The organism is Noviherbaspirillum saxi (assembly GCF_003591035.1).
GTDB classification, from domain to species: domain Bacteria; phylum Pseudomonadota; class Gammaproteobacteria; order Burkholderiales; family Burkholderiaceae_D; genus Noviherbaspirillum; species Noviherbaspirillum saxi.
In genome coordinates this window covers 2,224,026-2,243,345 of record NZ_QYUO01000001.1, presented here as the reverse complement: position 1 = coordinate 2,243,345, position 19,320 = coordinate 2,224,026, and the positions used below count along the sequence as shown (strand labels likewise).

Here is a 19,320-nt window from a genome sequence, read left to right as displayed (position 1 = left end):
GATCGCATCGATTGGCATGGCCTGACGTGAACGCATTGACTTAAATCACATCATGATGAACACCAGTTACCTGCAGTGCGGCCGCTATCGATTTGACCTGCATGAAATCTCCAGCCGTCCACTGGTCATGGGCATTCTTAATGTCACACCGGATTCCTTTTCCGACGGCGGGCAATTTCATTCCCTTGATCTGGCCATGTCGCATGCGGAGCAAATGATTGCCGACGGCGTAGACATCATCGATATCGGTGGCGAATCCAGCCGTCCCGGCGCCCAATCCTTGCCACTGGACGAGGAATTGCGCCGGGTCATGCCCTTGATCTATGCGCTGCGCGATTGCGGAAAACCGCTATCCATCGATACCTACAAACCCGAAGTCATGCGCGAAGCGATTGCAGCAGGCGCCGACATGATCAACGATATCAATGGCTTCAGGTTCGAGGGGGCGTTGCGTGTAGTCAATGAAAGCGAATGCGCGTTGTGTATCATGCACATGCAACGCGACCCCTCCACCATGCAGGTCGACCCTGAGTACCATGATGTGGTGGCCGATGTGTCGCGCTTTCTTGCGGAGAGAGTATCCGCATGTGAGGCTGCCGGGATCGAGTCGACGCGGCTATGTATCGACCCCGGCTTCGGATTTGGCAAAACCCTCGAGCACAATCTGACGCTGCTGAAGAGCATAGGGCGTATTTGTGATGAACTCGGGCTCCCCGTGCTAGCAGGTTTGTCAAGGAAGTCCGCCATCGGCGCAATCACCGGCAAGCCGGTTGAGCAGCGTCTGGCAGGAAGTATTGCGGCGGCGCTCAGTGCCGTGGCACATGGCGCCAGCATAGTAAGGGTGCACGACGTTGCAGAGACGGTCGATGCCCTGAAGGTATGGCAGGCGGTTGAATCTATCAAGAAGGACTAGACATGACACGCAAATATTTCGGCACCGATGGCGTACGCGGGCGGGTCGGGACATCGCCGATCACGCCGGATTTCGTAATGCGACTGGGCTATGCAGCAGGTAAGGTACTGGCACAGGGAGAAAGCAGTAGCGGCAAGCCGGTGGTCCTGATCGGCAAGGACACCCGAATATCGGGCTACATGCTGGAAGCGGCGCTAGAAGCAGGATTTGCGGCGGCCGGCGTGGATGTGACTCTTGCAGGGCCGATGCCGACCCCAGCCATCGCTTATCTGACCCGCGCACTGCGGCTGTCGGCCGGTGTCGTCATATCGGCGTCGCATAATCCTTACGACGACAATGGCATCAAGTTTTTTTCGGCATCGGGAAACAAACTGCCGGACGAAGTGGAATCCGCCATCGAAGCTGCGCTTGAAGAGCCGATGGAATGCGTGGCGTCGGAAAAGCTTGGCAAGGCCAAGCGTCTGTTCGATGCGCAAGGCCGGTATATCGAATTCTGCAAAAGCACTTTCCCCAATGAACTCGATTTGCGCGGCTTGAAGATCGTCGTCGATTGCGCGCATGGCGCTGCCTACCATATTGCACCGGATGTCTTTCATGAGCTCGGCGCGGAAGTCGTCGCCATCGGGAACAAGCCCAATGGTATGAATATCAATGACCAGGTCGGCGCCACGGCGCCGGCAGCCTTGTGTGCGGCGGTCAAGGAACATCAGGCCGATCTTGGCATCGCCCTCGATGGCGATGCGGATCGGCTGCTGATGGTGGATGCAAGCGGCAGGGCGTACAACGGCGACGAGCTGTTGTATATCATGGTCAAGGATCGTATGGCCACGGTGCCTGTCGAGGGGGTGGTGGGAACCTTGATGACCAATATGGCGCTCGAAGTCGCGTTCCGCGAAATGGGCATTGGTTTCGCGCGTGCCAAGGTCGGCGATCGCTATGTGCTGGAAGTGCTTCAGGAGCGTGGTTGGTGTATAGGCGGCGAGGGCTCCGGGCATTTGCTGTTTCTGGACAAGCACACCACAGGCGATGGTATCGTATCCGCCCTGCAGGTTCTATCCGCTCTCAAGCGCAGCGGCAAGACACTTGCGCAATGCGCGGCTGACCTTACGCTGTATCCACAGAGTCTCATCAACGTCAGAGTCAGTCCCGGTTTTGAATGGCAAAAGAATCAGGCATTGATGACTGAAAAAGAAATCGTTGAATCGGCACTCGGCGATAGCGGCCGCGTATTGATCCGATCGTCCGGGACCGAGCCGTTGATACGCGTGATGGTGGAAGCAAAGGATGCGGAGCTTGCCGAAAAAATGGCGCGACGCATCGCAGATAAAGTCATTGCCTGATCAGGCCGTTGACTTAATGATGGCCAAGGCGCAGTGCCGACGCCGGCAAGTTCCACCGCAATGACTATCCTCTCCAAGCATGATGATTTCCCTGGCAAGCCAGGGAAATCGCGCAATTTCGACAAGTTCAATTTCAAGCCGCCGCTTCCCGTGCGCGATGGCGTAAGCCCGAGCTATATCTGGCTTCCTCACGGCCCCTGGGGCACGCTGTTGTCGTTTCTGAATGAACGCTTTCCGAATGTGGAGGATACGACCTGGCGTTCGAGAATGGACAGGGGGGAAGTGGTCAATGCCCAAGGGGTGCGAATGGTGGCCGGCAGTCTCTATCACCCCGGCGATTGCATCTTTTATTACCGCGAACTGGAACTTGAGACATCGATCCCGTTTACGGAAAGCATCCTGTATCAGGACGAACACCTCCTTGTTGCCGACAAACCGCATTTTCTACCAGTCATACCGTCCGGCAGGTTTCTTCACGAAACCCTGCTCGTCAGGTTGAAGAAAAAAACCGGGCTCAAGCACCTGACACCGATACACCGCATCGATAGGGAAACGGCTGGCATCGTCGTCTTTTCCCACAACATGCGCACACGCAATGACTATCAGTCGCTCTTTCAAAAACGCGAAATCGAAAAAGTCTATGAAGCGTATGCAAAATACCTTACGGGCGTGAAATTTCCCTTTGTGTATCGAAGCCGAATGGTCGAGGGCACACCATTTTTTCGGATGCAGGAAACGGATGGTGAGTCCAACTCGGAAACCTGCATTGATATATTGGAACAAGGCTCGGATGCAACGCTTTATCGCTTGCGTCCGCTGACCGGGAAAAAGCATCAGTTAAGGGTGCATCTTGCGGCTCTCGGCATTCCCATTATCAATGACCCGTTTTATCCGGTTGCACAAGCCTGTAAAGGGGATGATATGTCTCTCCCGCTGCAACTGCTGGCTCGATCGATTTCGTTCCGGGACCCCTTGAATGGACAAACACGTTATTTTGAAAGTGGAAAAAAACTTGTACTGACTGAGGGCTAACCTAAAATAAAAGAGCGGTTACTCCAGTAAGCCAGATAAAAAACACCGCTCCGAATTGACCAGAACATGTTGCTGGGGTATGATTGCTTTCTTCGGAGTGTGGCGCAGCCCGGTAGCGCACCTGGTTTGGGACCAGGGGGTCCAAGGTTCGAATCCTTGTACTCCGACCAATTTGAAAGGGTTAGCTTTTTAGCTAACCCTTTTTCATTTCTGTCATGCCACGCTTGCCAATGCAATTGTGCGGTTGCCGAGACCGGTTTTGCAAAACTTCCTCGCCACACAAAACGTGTCGCGATCGATTGGTACAGATCAACCACACCTCATTCGGTGAAATGCTTCTCCGGATTGCTTTGCCGCGATGCCGCTGAGATAATCAGGCAATAACGAGAATTATCGATTGGGAGATGTTGGTGTTTGTTCAAGGCGCAGCCGCCATATGCCGGTTTGTCAGCGGAGCGTCTGCATGAAACGTGTCGATGCCATCGCGGCTGAAATCGCTCAAGCAGGCGATTTGCATTTGCAGCGACATGCCGAGCAAATTATTGCGTCGATGCCGTCCGGGCTGATGCTCGTTGATTCCGGCTTGCGCGTACTTTCCATCAATCTCGCCATGTGCGAGTTGCTCTCCATCGGCGATGCCGCCGCGGTCGTCGGCATGCCGCTGCACTCTCTGCTCGATAGCGATGTGCTTGGCTTGCGATTGAAGCAGACCCTGCAGTCCATGCAGTCGCCGGATGACTTTACGGTTACGCAGCGTGTGTCAGGCAATTATCGGCATCTTGAATTCAAGATTTGCACCGTGCCTGCTGCTCCTGCAGAAACCGTGCTGCTGGTGATGGCGCATGACATCACCGATCATATTCGTTCACAGGAAGAATTAAAGCGCTTCCGCCTTGCGCTGGACAGTTCGATCGACGCGGTGTACCTGATCGATGCCGAGCAGCTGCGCTTCGTTGACGTCAACGAGACTGCGATCGCCACTCTCGGATACAGTTATCGGGAATTACTGCAGCTTGGGCCGCAGGACTTGAAACCGGATCCGGGCGAACTGGAAAAGATTCAGCACCGCTTTGCCGAGGTCATTCGAAGCAAGCACAAAACCGGCATGTTTGAAACCGTGCATCAGCGCAAGGATGGCGCACGTCTGCCGGTAGAGGTTTATCTGCGCGCCATTCGGTCGGAACGGCGCCAATTTCTCGTTGCTGTTGTTCGCGATATCACCGAACGCGTAAAAGCCGAGACAGTGCTGCGCGAAAGCGAGGAGCGCTTTCGTGTCGCGTTCAATCAGGCAGCGGTCGGACTCGCGCATGTCGCTCCGGATGGTCGCTGGCTGATGGTGAACAACAAGCTCTGCGAGATCGTTGGCTATTCACGCAACGAATTGCTGAACATGGCTTTTCAGGACATTACTCATCCTGACGACGTTGTAACCGACTGGGCAATTGCGCGGCGCATGACGGCATGCGAGATCGACGAGAAAACCCGTGAAAAGCGTTATCGTCACAAGAACGGGTATTACATCTGGGTCAATCTGACAAGCTCGATGGTGCGAAGCGAGGACGGTACCCCCAAGTACTACAGCACGGTCGTCGAGGATATTTCGCGCCGCAAGCAGATCGAGGAAGAGTTGCTGCATCTGGCAAACCACGATGCGCTCACCAGCCTGCCCAATCGCTCATTGCTCCTGGACCGCCTGTCGCAGGCACTGGTGTTTGCGGGCCGTTCCGCGAGCCAGGTTGCAGTCATGCTGATCGATCTCGACCGCTTCAAGAATATCAATGACAGCTTCGGGCATGAGGCCGGCGACAAGTTCATCATGGAGATCGGGCGCAGGCTTGCGGCCAGCGTACGCGCCGGCGATACCGTTGCACGGCTCGGCGGCGACGAATTCGTGCTAATCCGCCCCGACGTGGCGCAGGGCGACGCCGTCGTGATCCTGGCGCAACAGATACAGGAAGCGCTGGGACGTCCATTGACCATCCAGGGACATGAATTCTTCCCGAGCGGCAGTATCGGTATCAGCATGTATCCCAAGGATGGCGAAGATAGCCAGACTCTGCTCAAGAATGCCGATACGGCGATGTACCGTGCCAAGGATGCGGGACGCAACAACTTCCAGTTTTATGCGCACGATATGAATTCCCGTGCGCTCGATCGTCTAAAGCTTGAAAGTGGCTTGCGCCGCGCGTTGGAGCGCGATGAATTCGTCGTGCATTATCAGCCGCAGATGGAGATTGCATCGGGTGAAATCATCGGCGCGGAAGCACTGTTGCGCTGGCAGGCGCCGGGGCAGGGCATGATATTTCCGGGCGATTTCATTTCCATTGCCGAAGAGGCCGGGCTCATTGTTCCGATGGGAGAGTGGGTATTGCGAACCGCCTGTACCCAGAAAAAAGCCTGGCACGACGCCGGCATGCGCGCACCGATGAAGATCGCCGTCAATCTCTCGGCGCGGCAATTCAAGCATCAGGACATCGTCAAGGTCGTATCGCGTGTGCTCGAACAGACCGGCTGCCGGCCGGAATGGCTGGAACTGGAGATTACCGAAAGCGTTGTCATGGATAATCCGGAGGCTGCGGCCCGGACCTTGCAAAAGCTCAGCGATATGGGCGTACACCTGTCGATCGATGATTTCGGCACCGGCTATTCAAGTCTCAATTACCTGAAGCGCTTTCCGATCAACTCGCTGAAAATCGACCGTTCCTTCGTGCGCGACATCACTACCGATGTGGACGATGCAGCAATTGCCAGGGCGGTCATTGCGCTTGCCCACAGCCTGAAGATGACAGTCATCGCAGAAGGTGTTGAAAGCGCCGAGCAACTGTCGTTCCTGCGCGAGCAGCAATGCGATCAGATGCAGGGGTATTACTTGAGTCGCCCGGTTCCGGCGCCGGAACTGGAAAAACTTTTGAACGCGACCAGCCAAAAATCGATCAAGCCTGCTTCCGGTGATTGAAAGCCTTCTCCATTAGAGGTAATATCCGCAGGCCCGGCAACAATACATGGTGATGCTTATCGCCATGTTCGCGGCCGGCGACGCCAGCTCATGGAACCGGTCATTTCATCCGCCGGATTTCTATATGCACACTGCCCATAGCTCAGTTGGATAGAGCAACGGCCTTCTAAGCCGTAGGTCGCAGGTTCGACTCCTGCTGGGCAGGCCACCCGCATAATCCATTCCGCCCATCAAGCCATTCGTCATGAATGCGCTTTGCGCTCATCCATGCAATAGTTCCGTCCGCCGTGCTCCGCATTCTGCTTCGTATTGCTCGTTGACGCGGCTTGCCTTGCGCCTTGCCTTCTCTGCTGATTTCTGCGTCGCGGCACTGACGTCTTCACTGGCCCAGCGTTGGCGGCGCGCGAGCGCGTCGCACTTCTTGTCTTGAGCGAGACGTTGCCGGGCCGCGCGTTGTCTTGCTTTCTCTTCGGCAGCTTCTTCCTTGTGCCGGGCTTTTTCTGCGCGTTCCACAAATTTCTTTTCTTCGGCCAGCCGCTTTTTATCGGTAGGCGTCGGCCCCGCAGACGATGCCTTGATATCGAGCTGTCTTGCGCTAGGGCAGGCAATATCGCTATAGCTGACTTTGCCGTCGGCTTCGCAGCGGTAGACCGCTAATGCCGGGTTCGACAGGCAAAGGAAGAGAGCGCCGATGAAGGTGCTGCGTAAAACGAAAGGGCTCATCTCAAAGGACCTTTCCGGGGTTCATGATATTGAGCGGATCGAGCGCCTGCTTGAGTGTGCGCATCAGGCCTAGTTCGACCTCGGACTTGTAGGCGCGTACTTCTTCGCGTTTCAGTGCGCCCAGTCCATGCTCGGCCGAAATCGAGCCACCGAAGCTATGCACGCTGTCATGCACCACGCGATTGATGTCGCGTTGCGACGCGATGAAGGCATCAGGCGAAGCATTTTCCGGCGGCGAGACGTTGTAGTGCAGATTGCCATCGCCGAGATGGCCGAACGTTACCATGCGGCAGCCAGGGAACGCTTGCGCAAGCTGTACGTCCGTCACGGCGATGAATTCGCCGATGCGCGAGATCGGCACCGACACGTCGTGCTTGATGTTTTTGCCTTCTTCGGCCTGTGCAAGCGGGATGTGCTCGCGCAGATTCCATAATGCCTTGGACTGGGCGATGGAAGAAGCAATCGCGGCGTCTTCGATGATGCCTTGTTCCAGCGCTTCGGTGACCAAACCTTCCAGCATGTCGTTCGCATGGTTTTCCGACTCGCTGTCCGACAATTCCATCAGTACGTATTGCGGATAACTTTGCGGGAAGGGCAGGCGCATTTGCGAAAAATGCTTGGTGACCAGGCGCAGGCAAAAGTCGGACATCAATTCAAACCCGGTCAGCGTCGCACCGCAGCGCTCCTGCGCGATGGACAGCAGGCGCAATGCGTCCTGCGGCGATTGCATTGCAGCCAGCGCGGTAAGCTGCGCTTTTGGCTGGGGATACAGTTTCAGCACTGCGGCAGTAATGACGCCAAGCGTTCCTTCCGCGCCGATGAACAGGTTGCGCAGGTCATAGCCGGTATTGTCCTTGCGCAGACCGCGCAATCCGCTCCAGACTTCGCCCTGGGCAGTGACGACTTCCAGTCCCAGGCAGAGATCGCGCGCGTTTCCGTATCGGAGGACGGCCGTGCCGCCGGCATTGGTCGCGAGGTTGCCGCCTATCGTGCAACTGCCTTCGGCCGCAAGCGATAACGGAAACAAACGGCCGGCCTCGGCTGCCGCGTTTTGCACTTGTTCCAGTATGCATCCGGCCTCGACCGTCATCGTATTGTTGATGGTGTCGGTGTCACGGATGCGGTTCATGCGGGATAGCGAGAGCACGATCGCATTGCCGCTTTCATCCGGCACGCTGCCCAGCACCAGACCGGTATTGCCACCCTGTGGAACCAGCGGAACGCGGTGCTGGTTGCAAAGCCGGACGATAGTGGCTACTTCGTTCGTATCGGCTGGGCGGACCACGGCAAGCGCCTTGCCGGTGTATCGACGGCGCCAGTCGGTCAGATAGCGCTCAAGGTCGGCAGCGTCGGTAAGCACGTTGGCCGCGCCGACGATAGCACGGCAACCGTTCAGGAATTCGCTCATTTGGATGCTTTTTGAATGGCTTGCTGCGCGAGCTTTTTTGCCGCCTGCTTATACGGGCGCAAGAAAAGGATCACGCAAAAGAAAAAGATACACACCAGCGCGACTTCGACCCAGCCCAGCGTGGCCGACATGCCCTGGTCGCTGGTGGCGCGCACGATGCCCTCTGTGAAATACAGCAGGATCAGCATTGACGACCATTGCATCGTGTAGATGTCGCGCTTGAGAATGCCGCGCAAGGGGAGCAGCAGCGGCAGCACCTTCAAGACCAGCCAGGAGCCGCCGGGCCGCAAGGGTGCAAGCGCGAGCTCCCACGCAACACACAATAGAATCAGGGCAATCAAGCTGACTGCTGCGCCGATATAGCAGCTTTGTTGAAGGCGGCTTTGCATCATGCACTCCTCAAACGCACGGCGGTGTCGGCGAGGCGCTTGCCCAACGCAATGGACAGCACCCGCGTATCTTCCGATATCTCGTGAGCTCCTCCGGCACCCGACCAGTGGCTGGCGCCGTAAGGCGTGCCGCCGCTGCTGGTGGTCATCAATTGCGGATGGGTATAGGGGATGCCCATGACCAGCATGCCATGGTGCAGCAAGGGAATCATCATCGATAGCAGCGTTGATTCCTGGCCGCCATGCAGGCTGCCGGTCGAAGTGAATACGCAGGCAGGCTTGCCGGCGAGTGAGCCGGCAAGCCATTGCGTGGACGTACCATCGAGAAAATACTTCATGGGCGCTGCCATGTTGCCGAAGCGGGTGGGCGATCCCAATGCCAGTCCCGCGCATTCTTCCAGGTCGCGCAGTTCGGCATAGGGCGAACCCCGGTCTGGGATGTCGGGTTCCGTGGCCTCGGCCACGGTGGATACCGCCGGCACGGTGCGCAATCGCGCTTCGCAGCCGCGCACGCTTTCAACGCCGCGGGCGATCAACTCCGCCAGTTTGCGGGTCGAACCATGCCGGGAATAATATAAAACGAGGATAGAGAGGTCGGGCGAATTCATGCTTGGTATTATAGGATGGTTTATAAACGCCCAGACACGAATGCCACAGCCTCCCCAAGTCCGTCGCGTGTTTCCCTTCAATCTGCAGATCTTCCGGAATTTTCCGCTGGATGATGTGCGGGGATTATTCCAGTTCGCGCGTCGCCGTCTTAACGAGGAGCGCCTGCCGCAAGTCGCAGGCAGCCTTACCTTTACCACGGTGCTGGCGCTGGTGCCGATTTTTGCCATTGCATTCGCGATCTTCACGACGTTTCCGTTGTTCAATACTTTTCGGGCCGCGCTGGAGGCATATTTCATCAAAAGCCTGATGCCCAAGGCTATCGCCAATACCATTCTCGGCTACCTGAACCAGTTCGCGAGCAAGGCAACACGTCTGTCCGCGATCGGCGCGGTGGGCCTGATCCTGACGGCCATCGTCATGATGCTTACCATCGATCGTGCATTCAATCACATCTGGCGCGTCAAGACGCCGCGGACGATGTCCCAGCGGCTGGTGATTTATTGGGCAATCGTCACGCTCGGTCCCTTGCTGATTGGCGTGTCGATATCCTTCACATCCGGGTTATTCAGGGCGACCAATGATTTCGGGATCAGTTTTCCGCTGATCGGCGCCACTTTCTATACCGCGCTTTCGGTGCTGCTGACGATGGGTGCATTCACATTGCTCTACATCGCGGTGCCGAACCGATCGGTCGACTGGCGCGATGCGGCCTGCGGCGGCTTGCTTGCCGCTACCGCGTTTGAAATTGCCAAGCGGGTTTTCGTTATCTTCATCACCAATTTCCCGGCCTATACCGTACTGTACGGCGCGCTGGCAGCCATCCCGATTTTTTTGCTCTGGATTTATGTCTCATGGCTGATTACGTTGATGGGAGGCGTCCTGGCCGCAGCGCTGCCGATTGTGAAGTACGAGCGCTGGTGGCATGTCGCCACACCAGGCAGTGCCTTCATCGATGCGATGGCGATTCTGACCGTACTGCATGATGCTCGGCTGAAAGGGCAGTCTTCCGCCGTCGATGCCCGCACCTTGCGCGCATTGACGCGGCTAGGATTTGACGAATCCGAAGCCTTGCTGGAAAAAATGCTGGATGCAGGCTGGGTCGGCCGTATCAAGGCCGAGCCGCCGCGACGGGTACGCATCGGCAAGCGGGTGGCCGAAGGGCTCGACACTTGGGTGTTGCTTGCCAATCCAGAACAGTTGCGTGTGGCCGACGTATATCGGCTGTTTGTGTTCAATGCCGGTGGAAACGCAGTACTCGCAAAACAGGTCGAGGCGGCCGTTGAACAAGGCTTGCATGCGAGTCTTGCCGACCACTTTGCAGCCGGCAAGGTGAAATATCCAGGCTAGAACGACGCCTGTCCGTTGAGCATTTGCCAATACATCACCCAATCGCCCATGAAGGAATAGATCGGATGCCTGAAGGTGGCCGGCTGGTTTTTTTCAAAGAAAAAGTGACCGATCCAGGCAAATCCGTAGCCGGAACCCAGGGCGGCGAGCAGCCACCAGAAGTTAGCAGTCAACAGCAAGGCGCCGAGGCAAAACAGGGCAATGGTGGAGCCGACGAAGTGAAGTTCACGGCAGGTCCGGTTCGAATGTTCTCCGAGGTAGACTGGGTAGAATTCGGCAAAGGACGCATATTCACGTTGCATGACGCTTGCCATGATGCTTCTCCTTGCAGTGGGTCTACTTCAGATTAGTCCCGCTTTAGGTGGAGTGCAACCGAAATTCCTGCGGTTAAGGATTTTGCGTGCTTTGATTGTTTTTCTTCGGTGATTCTTTGCTATCGCCGAGAGCCCACCGAAGAAAAATCACTACGCTTTCGACGCAAAGCCAAACAAACTCTCCAGCACCGCATCCGGCTGTTCCGCCATCAGCGCATGCCCGCAATCCTCAAGCTGCGTCACCTTGCAATGCGGTATGGCCTTGGCCAAGGTTGCCGTCGCTTTGGGCGGCGTCATCATGTCCCGTTTTCCCAGCAGCATCAGCGTCGGACAGCTGACGGTCCGTGCCGCGGCCTCGCCATTCGCATAAGCATTGCAAGCCACAAAATCCGTATAAAACACCGGTGCTGCATGCTGATTCGAAATCCTCTGCATCAAACGCTGATTGCCTCCCAATACATAAAAACCGGGTCCCGGACACGAGGGCTTCTGCGCAAACGAAGCATGCGACCAGATATTCACCATATCGATTGCCGTTTGTTCGTCGTTTTTCGCGGCATTCAGCAAGGCATCGGAAACCCGCATCGGATAAGCTGTCCCCACCAAAGCCAGCTTGTCTGCGCGTTCCGGCGCTCGCCCCGCAGCTTCAAGCGCAATCAGCGAGCCCATGCTGTGACCGATCAACACGGCCTTTTGCACGCCCGCCGCATCGAGCAGAGCGAGCAGCCAGTCAGCCATTGCTTCGACGCTGGTCAGCGGTTCGCCGCTGCTGCGTCCGTGCGCGGGCAGGTCTACGGCCAGAACCCCGAAACCGTGATGCGCGAAATAGCGCGTCTGCAGTATCCACACCGAGTGGTCGTGCTGCGCGCCGTGTATGAATACCGCGGTCGGCAGGGCCGGATCGAAGGGTTTTCCGCCGGTATAACAATAGGCATCCTGCCCATGTACCTTGATCAGCATGTCAGGCTCCTTTCTGCGCAGCCTTGAGCCCGCGTGCAAGATCTTCAATCAGGTCATCCACGTCCTCCAAGCCGATCGACAGACGCATCGTTCCTTCGGTGATGCCGGAAGCGGCAAGCTGTTCGGTCGGCACGCGGAAATGCGTGGTCGATGCAGGATGAATCACCAGTGATTTGGCATCGCCGACATTGGCGAGATGAGAGAAAATTTTCAGCGCTTCGACAAAGCGGCGGCCGGCTGCGCGATCGCCGCGTATGCTGAACGAGAATACCGCGCCGCAGCCTTTGGGCAACAGCTTTTCCGCCAGCGCCCGGTCCGGATGCGATTCCAGTTCCGGATACGCCACCGATGCGACGGCGGGGTGTGCGGCCAGAAATTCGACAACCTTGCGCGTATTGGCGACATGCCGGTCCATGCGCAAGCCCAGCGTCTCGATCCCTTGCAGGATGGCAAAAGCATTGTGCGGACTCATCACGGCGCCAAAATCGCGCAAGCCTTCGCGGCGCGCGCGCAACGAAAAGGCGGCAACCGTGGATTCCTCGCTGAAGATCATCCCATGGAAGCCGTCATAGGGCTCGCACAATTCGCCGAAATGGCCGGTTTTTTCATATGCCTGTTGCCAGTCAAAGGTGCCGCCGTCGACCAGCAGCCCGCCCATCGCCGTCCCATGCCCGCTGAGGAATTTGGTCGCCGAATGAAAAATCAGGTCGGCGCCATGGTCGAACGGACGCAGCAGATAGGGTGTGGTAAAGGTCGCGTCCACCATCAAAGGCAGATAACGTTCATGCGCAATCGCCGCGACTTCGGGGATGTTGAGCACGTCCAGGCCCGGGTTGCCGAGGGTTTCGCCGAACAGCACCTTGGTATTGGGCTGGATCGCATTGCGCCAGGCGTCGAGATCGCGCGGATCGACAAAGGTGGTGTCGATGCCGAAGCGTTTCATGGTGTAGGCCAGCAGGTTCTGCGAGCCGCCGTAGAGCGCGCGTGATGCAACTACATGCGAACCGGCGCCGGCAATCGTCGCCAGGCCCAGGTGCATGGCCGCTTGGCCGCTGGCAACCGCGATGCCGGCCACGCCGCCTTCCAGTGCGGCGATGCGTTCTTCCAGCACTGCATTGGTGGGATTGGAAATGCGCGAGTACACATGGCCGGCGCGTTCCATATTGAACAGCGAAGCCGCATGGTCCGAATCCTTGAACACAAAGGATGTGGTCAGGTAGATCGGCGTCGCACGCGCGCCGGTCACCGGATCGGGCGTGGCGCCGGCATGCAGCGAAAGGGTATCGAACCCCGGGTATTTGGGATTGCTCATGATGCGTGTGGTCTCCGGTACTTTTTCTGGGCGACGGATCAAGCGATCGCCGCATGGCGGACATCCTAGCATCGTTCAGGCCCGGCAGTTGTCGCCCCGGCGACAGCATTGGCAAAAGCGGAAACGGACTTGCTTCCGCTCTCTGGATTTCCGATCCGTGTTAAGCTACATTTCAATAGCGACAACAACATTTACATCGAGGATAGCCTCATGAAAGTATCCGAAATCCTGAAGGTAAAAGGCGACATTCTTTACACCGTCACTCCCGACACGGCGATGAGCGACGCCGTAGACACCATGGCCGAACGCGATATCGGTTCGCTGGTCGTCATGGAGTTTGGCGAACTGGTCGGCATGCTGACCTTCCGTGAGGTAATGAAGACGCTTCATCTGAACAAGGGACAGGTCGGCAATGAAACCGTGCGCAAGCATATGGACGATCACCCGATTACGATTACCCCCGATACCGAGGTCAATGAAGTGCGGCGGCTGATGCTGGAGCGGCACGCGCGTTATGTGCCGGTTGTCAGCGCAAAAACCCTGTTCGGCGTGATCTCTTTCTATGACGTCGCAAAAGCGGTATTCGAGGCGCAAAGCTTTGAAAACAAGATGCTCAAGGCTTATATTCGTGACTGGCCGGCCGAGGGCGACGAGTAAGCCTAACCAGCGTGTCGCCAGGCGGCACATTGCTTCCAATAGCTGCTTCGGGATACTGTTCCCGCAGCAGCTTTTTTCTTGTTGCTAACCGATTACACATCGCTGTTTCGAGCGTTTCTGCCACTACCTTGATATGAGCCAATCCAGCCAGTTTTCGCTGCTTCGCCAGCGCCGTTTCAGTCCGTTTTTCTGGACACAGTTTCTCGGCGCATTCAACGACAACGTGTTCAAGACGGCGCTGCTGACCATCCTGACCTATGACGCGCTGAGCTGGACCACGCTCGATCCCGGATTGCTCAACAACCTGATTCCCGGACTGTTCATCCTGCCGTTCGTGCTGTTCTCCGCAACCGCGGGTCAACTGGCCGACAAGTTTGAGAAGTCGAGGCTGGCACGTTACGTGAAGGTGCTCGAGATCGCGATCATGGCCATCGCCGCCTTCGGCTGGATGATGCATAGCCTGTGGCTGCTGGTGGCCGCCGTAGTTGGGATGGGCTTGCATTCGACGCTGTTCGGACCGGTCAAGTATGCCTACCTTCCGCAGCACCTGAAGCAGGAAGAACTGGTCGGCGGCAACGGCGTGGTCGAGATGGGAACCTTTGTCGGCATTTTGCTGGGAGAAGTGATCGGCGCAGTGCTGGTGGTGACTAAGCCCTGGGGCCTGGAACTGGTTGCCTTCGGAACGATTGCGATCGCTGTCCTGGGCTGGCTATGCAGCCGCGGCATTCCGCATTCGCCGGCGCCGGAGCCGGGACTGAAGGTCAACTGGAATCCGCTCACCGAAACCATGCGCAACATCGCGTTCACCCGCCAGAACCGGCCGGTGTTTCTGTCGGTACTGGGCAATTCATGGTTCTGGTTTTACGGCGCGGTGATCCTGGCGCAGTTCCCTGTCTATGCAAAGGATTACCTGCACGGCGACCATAGCGTATTTGTGCTGCTGCTGACCGTTTTCTCGCTTGGTATCGGCGCCGGATCGCTGCTCTGCGAGCGGCTCTCCGGCCACAAGGTCGAGATCGGTCTGGTGCCCTTCGGCTCGATCGGCTTGTCGGTATTCGGTTTCGATCTTTACCTGGCCAGTCTTTCCTACACCAATACGGCGCTGGTCGACATCGCAGGTTTCCTGTCGCAGCAGGGCAGCGTACGCATCCTGTTCGACTGCATCATGATCGGCGTGTTCGGCGGCTTCTATATCGTGCCGCTGTTCGCGCTGATCCAGACCCGCTGCGACCGCAAGCATGTGTCGCGCACCATCGCCGGCATGAACATCGTGAATGCCCTGTTCATGGTCGTGGCCGCATTGTTTGCGATGGCGCTGCTCAAGGCGGGATTGAGCATTCCTCAGCTATTCATGGCGACGGCATTGCTCAATGCCGTGGTCGCCATCTATATCTTCTCGTTGGTGCCCGAATTCCTGGTGCGATTCCTCGCATGGTTGCTGATTCATACCATCCATCGAGTACATACCGTCGACCCGGAGCGCATTCCGGACGAGGGGGCTGCGGTACTGATATGCAATCACGTCAGCTATGTGGATGCCGTCGTGATCATGGCGGCCAGCCCGCGCCCGATCCGTTTTGTCATGGACCATCGTATTTTCAGGATCCCGGTGCTGTCATGGATTTTCCGCACCGCGAAGGCGATTCCCATTGCTTCGGTGAAGGAAGATCCATGGCTGATGGACAAGGCATATGTCGATATTGCCCAAGCTTTGCATGAAGGCGAGCTGGTATGCATTTTCTCCGAAGGCAAACTTACGTCGACAGGAGAAATGAACGAGTTCAGGGGCGGGATTCGCAAGATACTGGATCGCACGCCGGTGCCGGTGATTCCCATGGCTTTGCGCGGCCTTTGGGGCAGCCTGCTCACGCGCAGCCCCGGCAATCCCTTTGAGCGTTCATTCCGCCGCGGTCCGTTTTCGCGCCTGTCGCTGGTCGTCGGCGAGCCGGTCGAGCCGGCAGTGGCGACACCGGAAACCTTGTATCAGCATGTGAGTGATTTGCGCGGCGATTGGCTCTAGCTTTGTCCGCTCTGTAAAACCGGTGTTTGCTGGCGCATCGCTTCCTCGACGTTGTGCCGCTGCGGCGCGAGCAGCGGCAGCAACAGAATAAAGGTGCTGCCGGCCCCAACTTCGCTTTGCACGCGAATACGGCCGCCGAGCACACCGGTGACAATGTTGTGCGTGATGTTCAGGCCCAGCCCTGAGCCGCCGGCGCCGAGTTTTGTGGTGAAGAAGGGATCGAAGATACGATTGAGGTTGGCGGATGGAATGCCCACGCCGTCATCCTGCACCGACAATTCCATCCAGCCTTCTCCGGACAGCTTGGCGGCGATAGCCACATTGCCGGACTGGCGGCCTTCGAAGCCATGCAGCAGCGCGTTGTTGACCAGATTGGTAATCACTTGCCCGAGCGGTCCCGGATAGCTATCCATGACGAGCGAATCGGGAATATTCTGCTTGACGAGGAAAGTAGTCTTTTTCAGCGTCGGCCATAAGGTCAGCATGATTTCCGACACGACTTCGGCAACCGAAAACCGTCGCCTCTGCGAACTGGTCTGGTCGACTGCAACCTGTTTGAAACCAGTGACCAGATTGGCCGCGCGTTGAAGGTTGCGTACCAGGATGTCGCCTGCGGTATCGACATCGCCGATATAGTTTTCCAGCATCGATCGCTTCAATCCGTTCTGTTGATAGCTGCTGGACAGGGCTCGGGTCTGGTCGGCCAGCGTGCTTGCCACCATAAGGCTGTTGCCGATCGGCGTATTGAGTTCGTGCGCGATGCCGGCAACTAGGGAGCCGAGGGCGGCGAGCTTTTCACTGCGCACCAGCTCTTCCTGTGCCTTGTTCAGGGTTTCAAGCGTATAGGCAAGCTCCCGGTTCGCCTGCTGCAGTTCTTCCGTCCGTTCAACGACACGCTGTTCCAGTGTTGCATTCAGTTCGCGGATTTCATTTTCGATCCTGCGTTTGTCGGTCACGTCGGCGCAGGCAATGATGCCGAAACGCTCACCCGCTAGTGTGAAGGTATGGCCTGAGAATTGCACCAGCACCTTGCTGCCGTCGCCGCGCCGCATCCAGATTTCGCGATGCGACTCGGTAGCGCCTTTTTCCTTGAGCTCACCGATCAGTGCGCTGCGGTCTTTCAGGTCACAGTACAGATTCAGTTCCACGCTGTTGTGGCCAAGGACATCCTGGCGCTGGCGCAGGAACAGTTCTTCGAACGCGTGGTTGACATCCCTGATGATGTAGTTGCCGCGCACCTGGGTAACAAACATTGCAATCGGCGACGACTGGAAAATCGCGGAGAATCGCTGCTCACTGTTGCGCAATTCCTCTTCCGCCCGCTTGCGCTCCAATTCGGCCGACGCGCGTTCACTGAAGACTTGCAGCAGAGACTTCACCAGGTCGGGATTGCCGAGCGCTTCGGAATGCATTACGGTCAGCACGCCGATCGTGTTGCCGGCGGTGTCACGCAATGGAGCTCCCGCATAGCTTTCCCATTGCTGCCCGTCTATTTCACTATCACCCGAGGAATGCTCGCGCACACCCGACGGCAGCACATGGATATCGCCTTCGAGTGTACGTTCGCAAGGCGTGCCGCTACTGACGTATTCAAAATTTTCCATCGTATGGCCGCGCAGGTGGGCGGCCACGGTGCGGATCTTTGCCTGTTCATTCGCCATGCGCAGGCCGATGAACACACAATCGGTGCGAAGCGCCGATGCAAGATCGGCGACCAGCAATTCAAAGAAGGATTCGCCGGCAATATCGCGCGTGCCCTGTGCCAGTCGCAACAGGGCGCGATCCGCCTCGGCCTTGCGCTCTTCCAGCAGGCGCTGGTCGGTGATATCCCGGGTCACCGCCAGCGTATAGCGTTCATCGCCTGCGCTGAAGATGGTGGCGTTCGTCAAAACGCGCCGTGTTGCGCCGGACTTGGTTTGCAAATCCCACTCCACGTTGCGCGCCATCCGGTTTGAAGCCAGCTCTTGCAGAAGCGCCTTGTGCTGATGCGGATGCACCCAGATCTTCAGTTCAATCGCGGTTTTACCGACCGATTCATCGCGGGTGTAGCCGGTGAGATCCGAAAAGCTTTGATTCGCGTCGATCAGAACACCGTCGCTCATGCGTGCAATTGAAACAGCATCCGGATTGCCTTGAAAGGCGCCGGCAAATTTTGCTTCGGACAGTGTCAGGGCATGCTCGGCGAGACGCTTTTCGGTGATGTCTTCAGCGATCGACAGCAATCTGCGGGTCTTCCCGTCGTCGTCGGATATATGCGCATGACTCCACTGGCAAGTAATGATCCGGCCGTCGGCCCGACGATTGAGACTGATGTTGCGGGTATCTCCCCGGTTGCTGGTAATGCGCTTGAATGTTTCGTCGACCGGCTCCCTGGCTCCGTCGGAAACGATGAACGATGCATTACGGCCGATCGCAAGGTGGCGCGGGTAGCCGAAAATGCGTTCGGCAGAAGCATTCCATTCGATGACTTTGAACTGATGATCCCACTCGATGATCGCGATCGGACTTTGCTCGACCAGGGCGCGATAGCGTTTTTCCCGGTCGTGCAGTTCCTGCTCGATGCGCTTGCGCTTGTCGATATCGCTTTCCAGTTCGCGGTTCTTGCGTCCGAGTTCTTCAAACAGCTTGCGCAGACTGATGCGGGTATCCTCCATGCGGCGGCCCAGCATGCCGATCTCGTCAAGACGCTGCCAGGTGAAGGGAGTATTGAGTTCTCGATTGGCAAGACGCTCGGCGCCGACGCCAAGTTTTTGCAAAGGACGGACCAGTCGCCGGTCCAGCAGAAGCAGGATCAATGCGATCGACAAAACGGCTTGTGCCAGCACGGCGGCCATAGATTCCTTCAATCCCTTGACCATGACGGCGCGCAGACGCGCGCTGCCGACTTCGATCTTGACCGAGCCTATCGTGCTGTCGCGATATACCACCGGCTTTTCGGTAGCGGCGGTGAAGCCGGCGCGGCGATCCAGCCGTTCGCCCGAGACGAAGATACCGAGCGCATTGTCGCGCACCTCGATGTGCACAATATCTTCATTGCGCGCCATCATGGCTTCCATCAGCGCATTGCCACTCTCCTGATTGATGTTCCACAGCGGCTCCTGCATGCCGTTGGAGAGAATGTCGGCGTTCTGCAGCAGCAGTTCCTGCGTCTGCTTTTTGATGTCATCGGTATATTGCCTGAACCATGAATAGCCGCTGATCAGCAGGGCAGGGACCAGCAGACCGAGTACCACGGTCAGTACGATCGCACGCCGGAGAGTCAAGGTGCGTGCGCTTGTCATCATCGTCATCCAGTAAGGAAAGTGGTCGCTGGTCGCGGCAGGGATAGCCGGGACAGCCG

15 protein-coding genes and 2 tRNA genes are annotated in these 19,320 nt (G+C 57.3%); 9 read left to right on the top strand and 8 right to left on the bottom strand.

What is annotated here, in order from left to right; genetic code table 11:
- The first annotated feature begins 55 nt into the window (after window positions 1-55).
- From folP to D3871_RS10410, 6 genes are all read left to right on the top strand, one after another.
- The gene (folP, locus tag D3871_RS10435; RefSeq protein ID WP_119770015.1) at window positions 56-913 is read left to right on the top strand and encodes a dihydropteroate synthase; all 858 of its coding nucleotides are present in this window, start codon (window positions 56-58) and stop codon (window positions 911-913) included.
- A gap of 2 nt (window positions 914-915) precedes the next feature.
- Window positions 916-2,253, top strand: a complete 1,338-nt coding sequence (gene glmM, locus D3871_RS10430; protein WP_119768827.1) for a phosphoglucosamine mutase — start codon at window positions 916-918, stop codon at window positions 2,251-2,253.
- 60 nt (window positions 2,254-2,313) lie between these two features.
- Complete coding sequence (locus tag D3871_RS10425; protein ID WP_119768826.1) at window positions 2,314-3,285, top strand: pseudouridine synthase; 972 nt, start codon at window positions 2,314-2,316, stop codon at window positions 3,283-3,285.
- A gap of 93 nt (window positions 3,286-3,378) precedes the next feature.
- Window positions 3,379-3,455 (top strand) — tRNA-Pro (locus D3871_RS10420).
- 293 nt (window positions 3,456-3,748) lie between these two features.
- On the top strand, window positions 3,749-6,241 hold the full coding sequence (locus D3871_RS10415; protein ID WP_158597905.1) for a sensor domain-containing protein: 2,493 nt from the start codon (window positions 3,749-3,751) through the stop codon (window positions 6,239-6,241).
- Window positions 6,242-6,372: 131 nt separating this feature from the next.
- Window positions 6,373-6,449, top strand: a tRNA-Arg gene (locus D3871_RS10410).
- Window positions 6,450-6,502: 53 nt separating this feature from the next.
- Here the strand turns inward: D3871_RS10410 and D3871_RS10405 are convergent.
- Genes D3871_RS10405 through wrbA form a run of 4 tightly spaced genes read right to left on the bottom strand, consistent with a single transcriptional unit; the run spans window position 6,503 to window position 9,369 of the window.
- Complete coding sequence (locus D3871_RS10405; protein ID WP_119768824.1) at window positions 6,503-6,964, bottom strand: DUF4124 domain-containing protein; 462 nt, start codon at window positions 6,962-6,964, stop codon at window positions 6,503-6,505.
- 1 nt (window position 6,965) lies between these two features.
- Window positions 6,966-8,372, bottom strand: a complete 1,407-nt coding sequence (locus D3871_RS10400) for an FAD-binding oxidoreductase (RefSeq protein ID WP_119768823.1) — start codon at window positions 8,370-8,372, stop codon at window positions 6,966-6,968.
- Window positions 8,369-8,761 carry a DUF2069 domain-containing protein gene (locus tag D3871_RS10395; protein WP_119768822.1) on the bottom strand — a complete coding sequence of 131 codons (393 nt, stop codon included), beginning with the start codon at window positions 8,759-8,761 and terminating at the stop codon, window positions 8,369-8,371. The genes D3871_RS10400 and D3871_RS10395 overlap by 4 nt, the downstream gene beginning before the upstream one ends.
- Window positions 8,761-9,369: an NAD(P)H:quinone oxidoreductase gene (gene wrbA / locus D3871_RS10390; RefSeq protein WP_119768821.1), complete on the bottom strand. Its 609-nt coding sequence runs from the start codon at window positions 9,367-9,369 to the stop codon at window positions 8,761-8,763. The genes D3871_RS10395 and wrbA overlap by 1 nt, the downstream gene beginning before the upstream one ends.
- A 40-nt stretch (window positions 9,370-9,409) precedes the next feature.
- Here wrbA and D3871_RS10385 point away from each other — a divergent pair, with 40 nt between their 5' ends.
- Complete coding sequence (locus D3871_RS10385) at window positions 9,410-10,717, top strand: YihY family inner membrane protein (RefSeq protein ID WP_119768820.1); 1,308 nt, start codon at window positions 9,410-9,412, stop codon at window positions 10,715-10,717.
- Here the strand turns inward: D3871_RS10385 and D3871_RS10380 are convergent.
- The 3 genes from D3871_RS10380 to D3871_RS10370 all read right to left on the bottom strand — a co-directional run bounded on the left by D3871_RS10380 (window position 10,714) and on the right by D3871_RS10370 (window position 13,303).
- Window positions 10,714-11,031 (bottom strand): Mpo1-like protein, encoded by a 318-nt coding sequence (locus D3871_RS10380; protein WP_119768819.1) that lies wholly within the window; start codon window positions 11,029-11,031, stop codon window positions 10,714-10,716. The genes D3871_RS10385 and D3871_RS10380 overlap by 4 nt on opposite strands.
- Window positions 11,032-11,181: 150 nt before the next feature.
- Window positions 11,182-11,991: an alpha/beta fold hydrolase gene (locus D3871_RS10375; protein ID WP_119768818.1), complete on the bottom strand. Its 810-nt coding sequence runs from the start codon at window positions 11,989-11,991 to the stop codon at window positions 11,182-11,184.
- A gap of 1 nt (window position 11,992) precedes the next feature.
- Window positions 11,993-13,303, bottom strand: coding sequence for an O-acetylhomoserine aminocarboxypropyltransferase (locus D3871_RS10370; RefSeq protein ID WP_119768817.1), 1,311 nt, complete (start codon window positions 13,301-13,303; stop codon window positions 11,993-11,995).
- 210 nt (window positions 13,304-13,513) lie between these two features.
- Here D3871_RS10370 and D3871_RS10365 point away from each other — a divergent pair, with 210 nt between their 5' ends.
- Together D3871_RS10365 and D3871_RS10360 are read left to right on the top strand one after the other, a co-directional pair.
- Window positions 13,514-13,960 carry a CBS domain-containing protein gene (locus D3871_RS10365; protein ID WP_119770014.1) on the top strand — a complete coding sequence of 149 codons (447 nt, stop codon included), beginning with the start codon at window positions 13,514-13,516 and terminating at the stop codon, window positions 13,958-13,960.
- A 133-nt stretch (window positions 13,961-14,093) separates the two neighbouring features.
- Window positions 14,094-15,980, top strand: a complete 1,887-nt coding sequence (locus tag D3871_RS10360; protein WP_119768816.1) for an MFS transporter — start codon at window positions 14,094-14,096, stop codon at window positions 15,978-15,980.
- Here D3871_RS10360 and D3871_RS10355 read toward each other — a convergent pair.
- Complete coding sequence (locus D3871_RS10355) at window positions 15,977-19,264, bottom strand: PAS domain S-box protein (protein ID WP_158597904.1); 3,288 nt, start codon at window positions 19,262-19,264, stop codon at window positions 15,977-15,979. The genes D3871_RS10360 and D3871_RS10355 overlap by 4 nt on opposite strands.
- Window positions 19,265-19,320 lie beyond the last annotated feature (56 nt).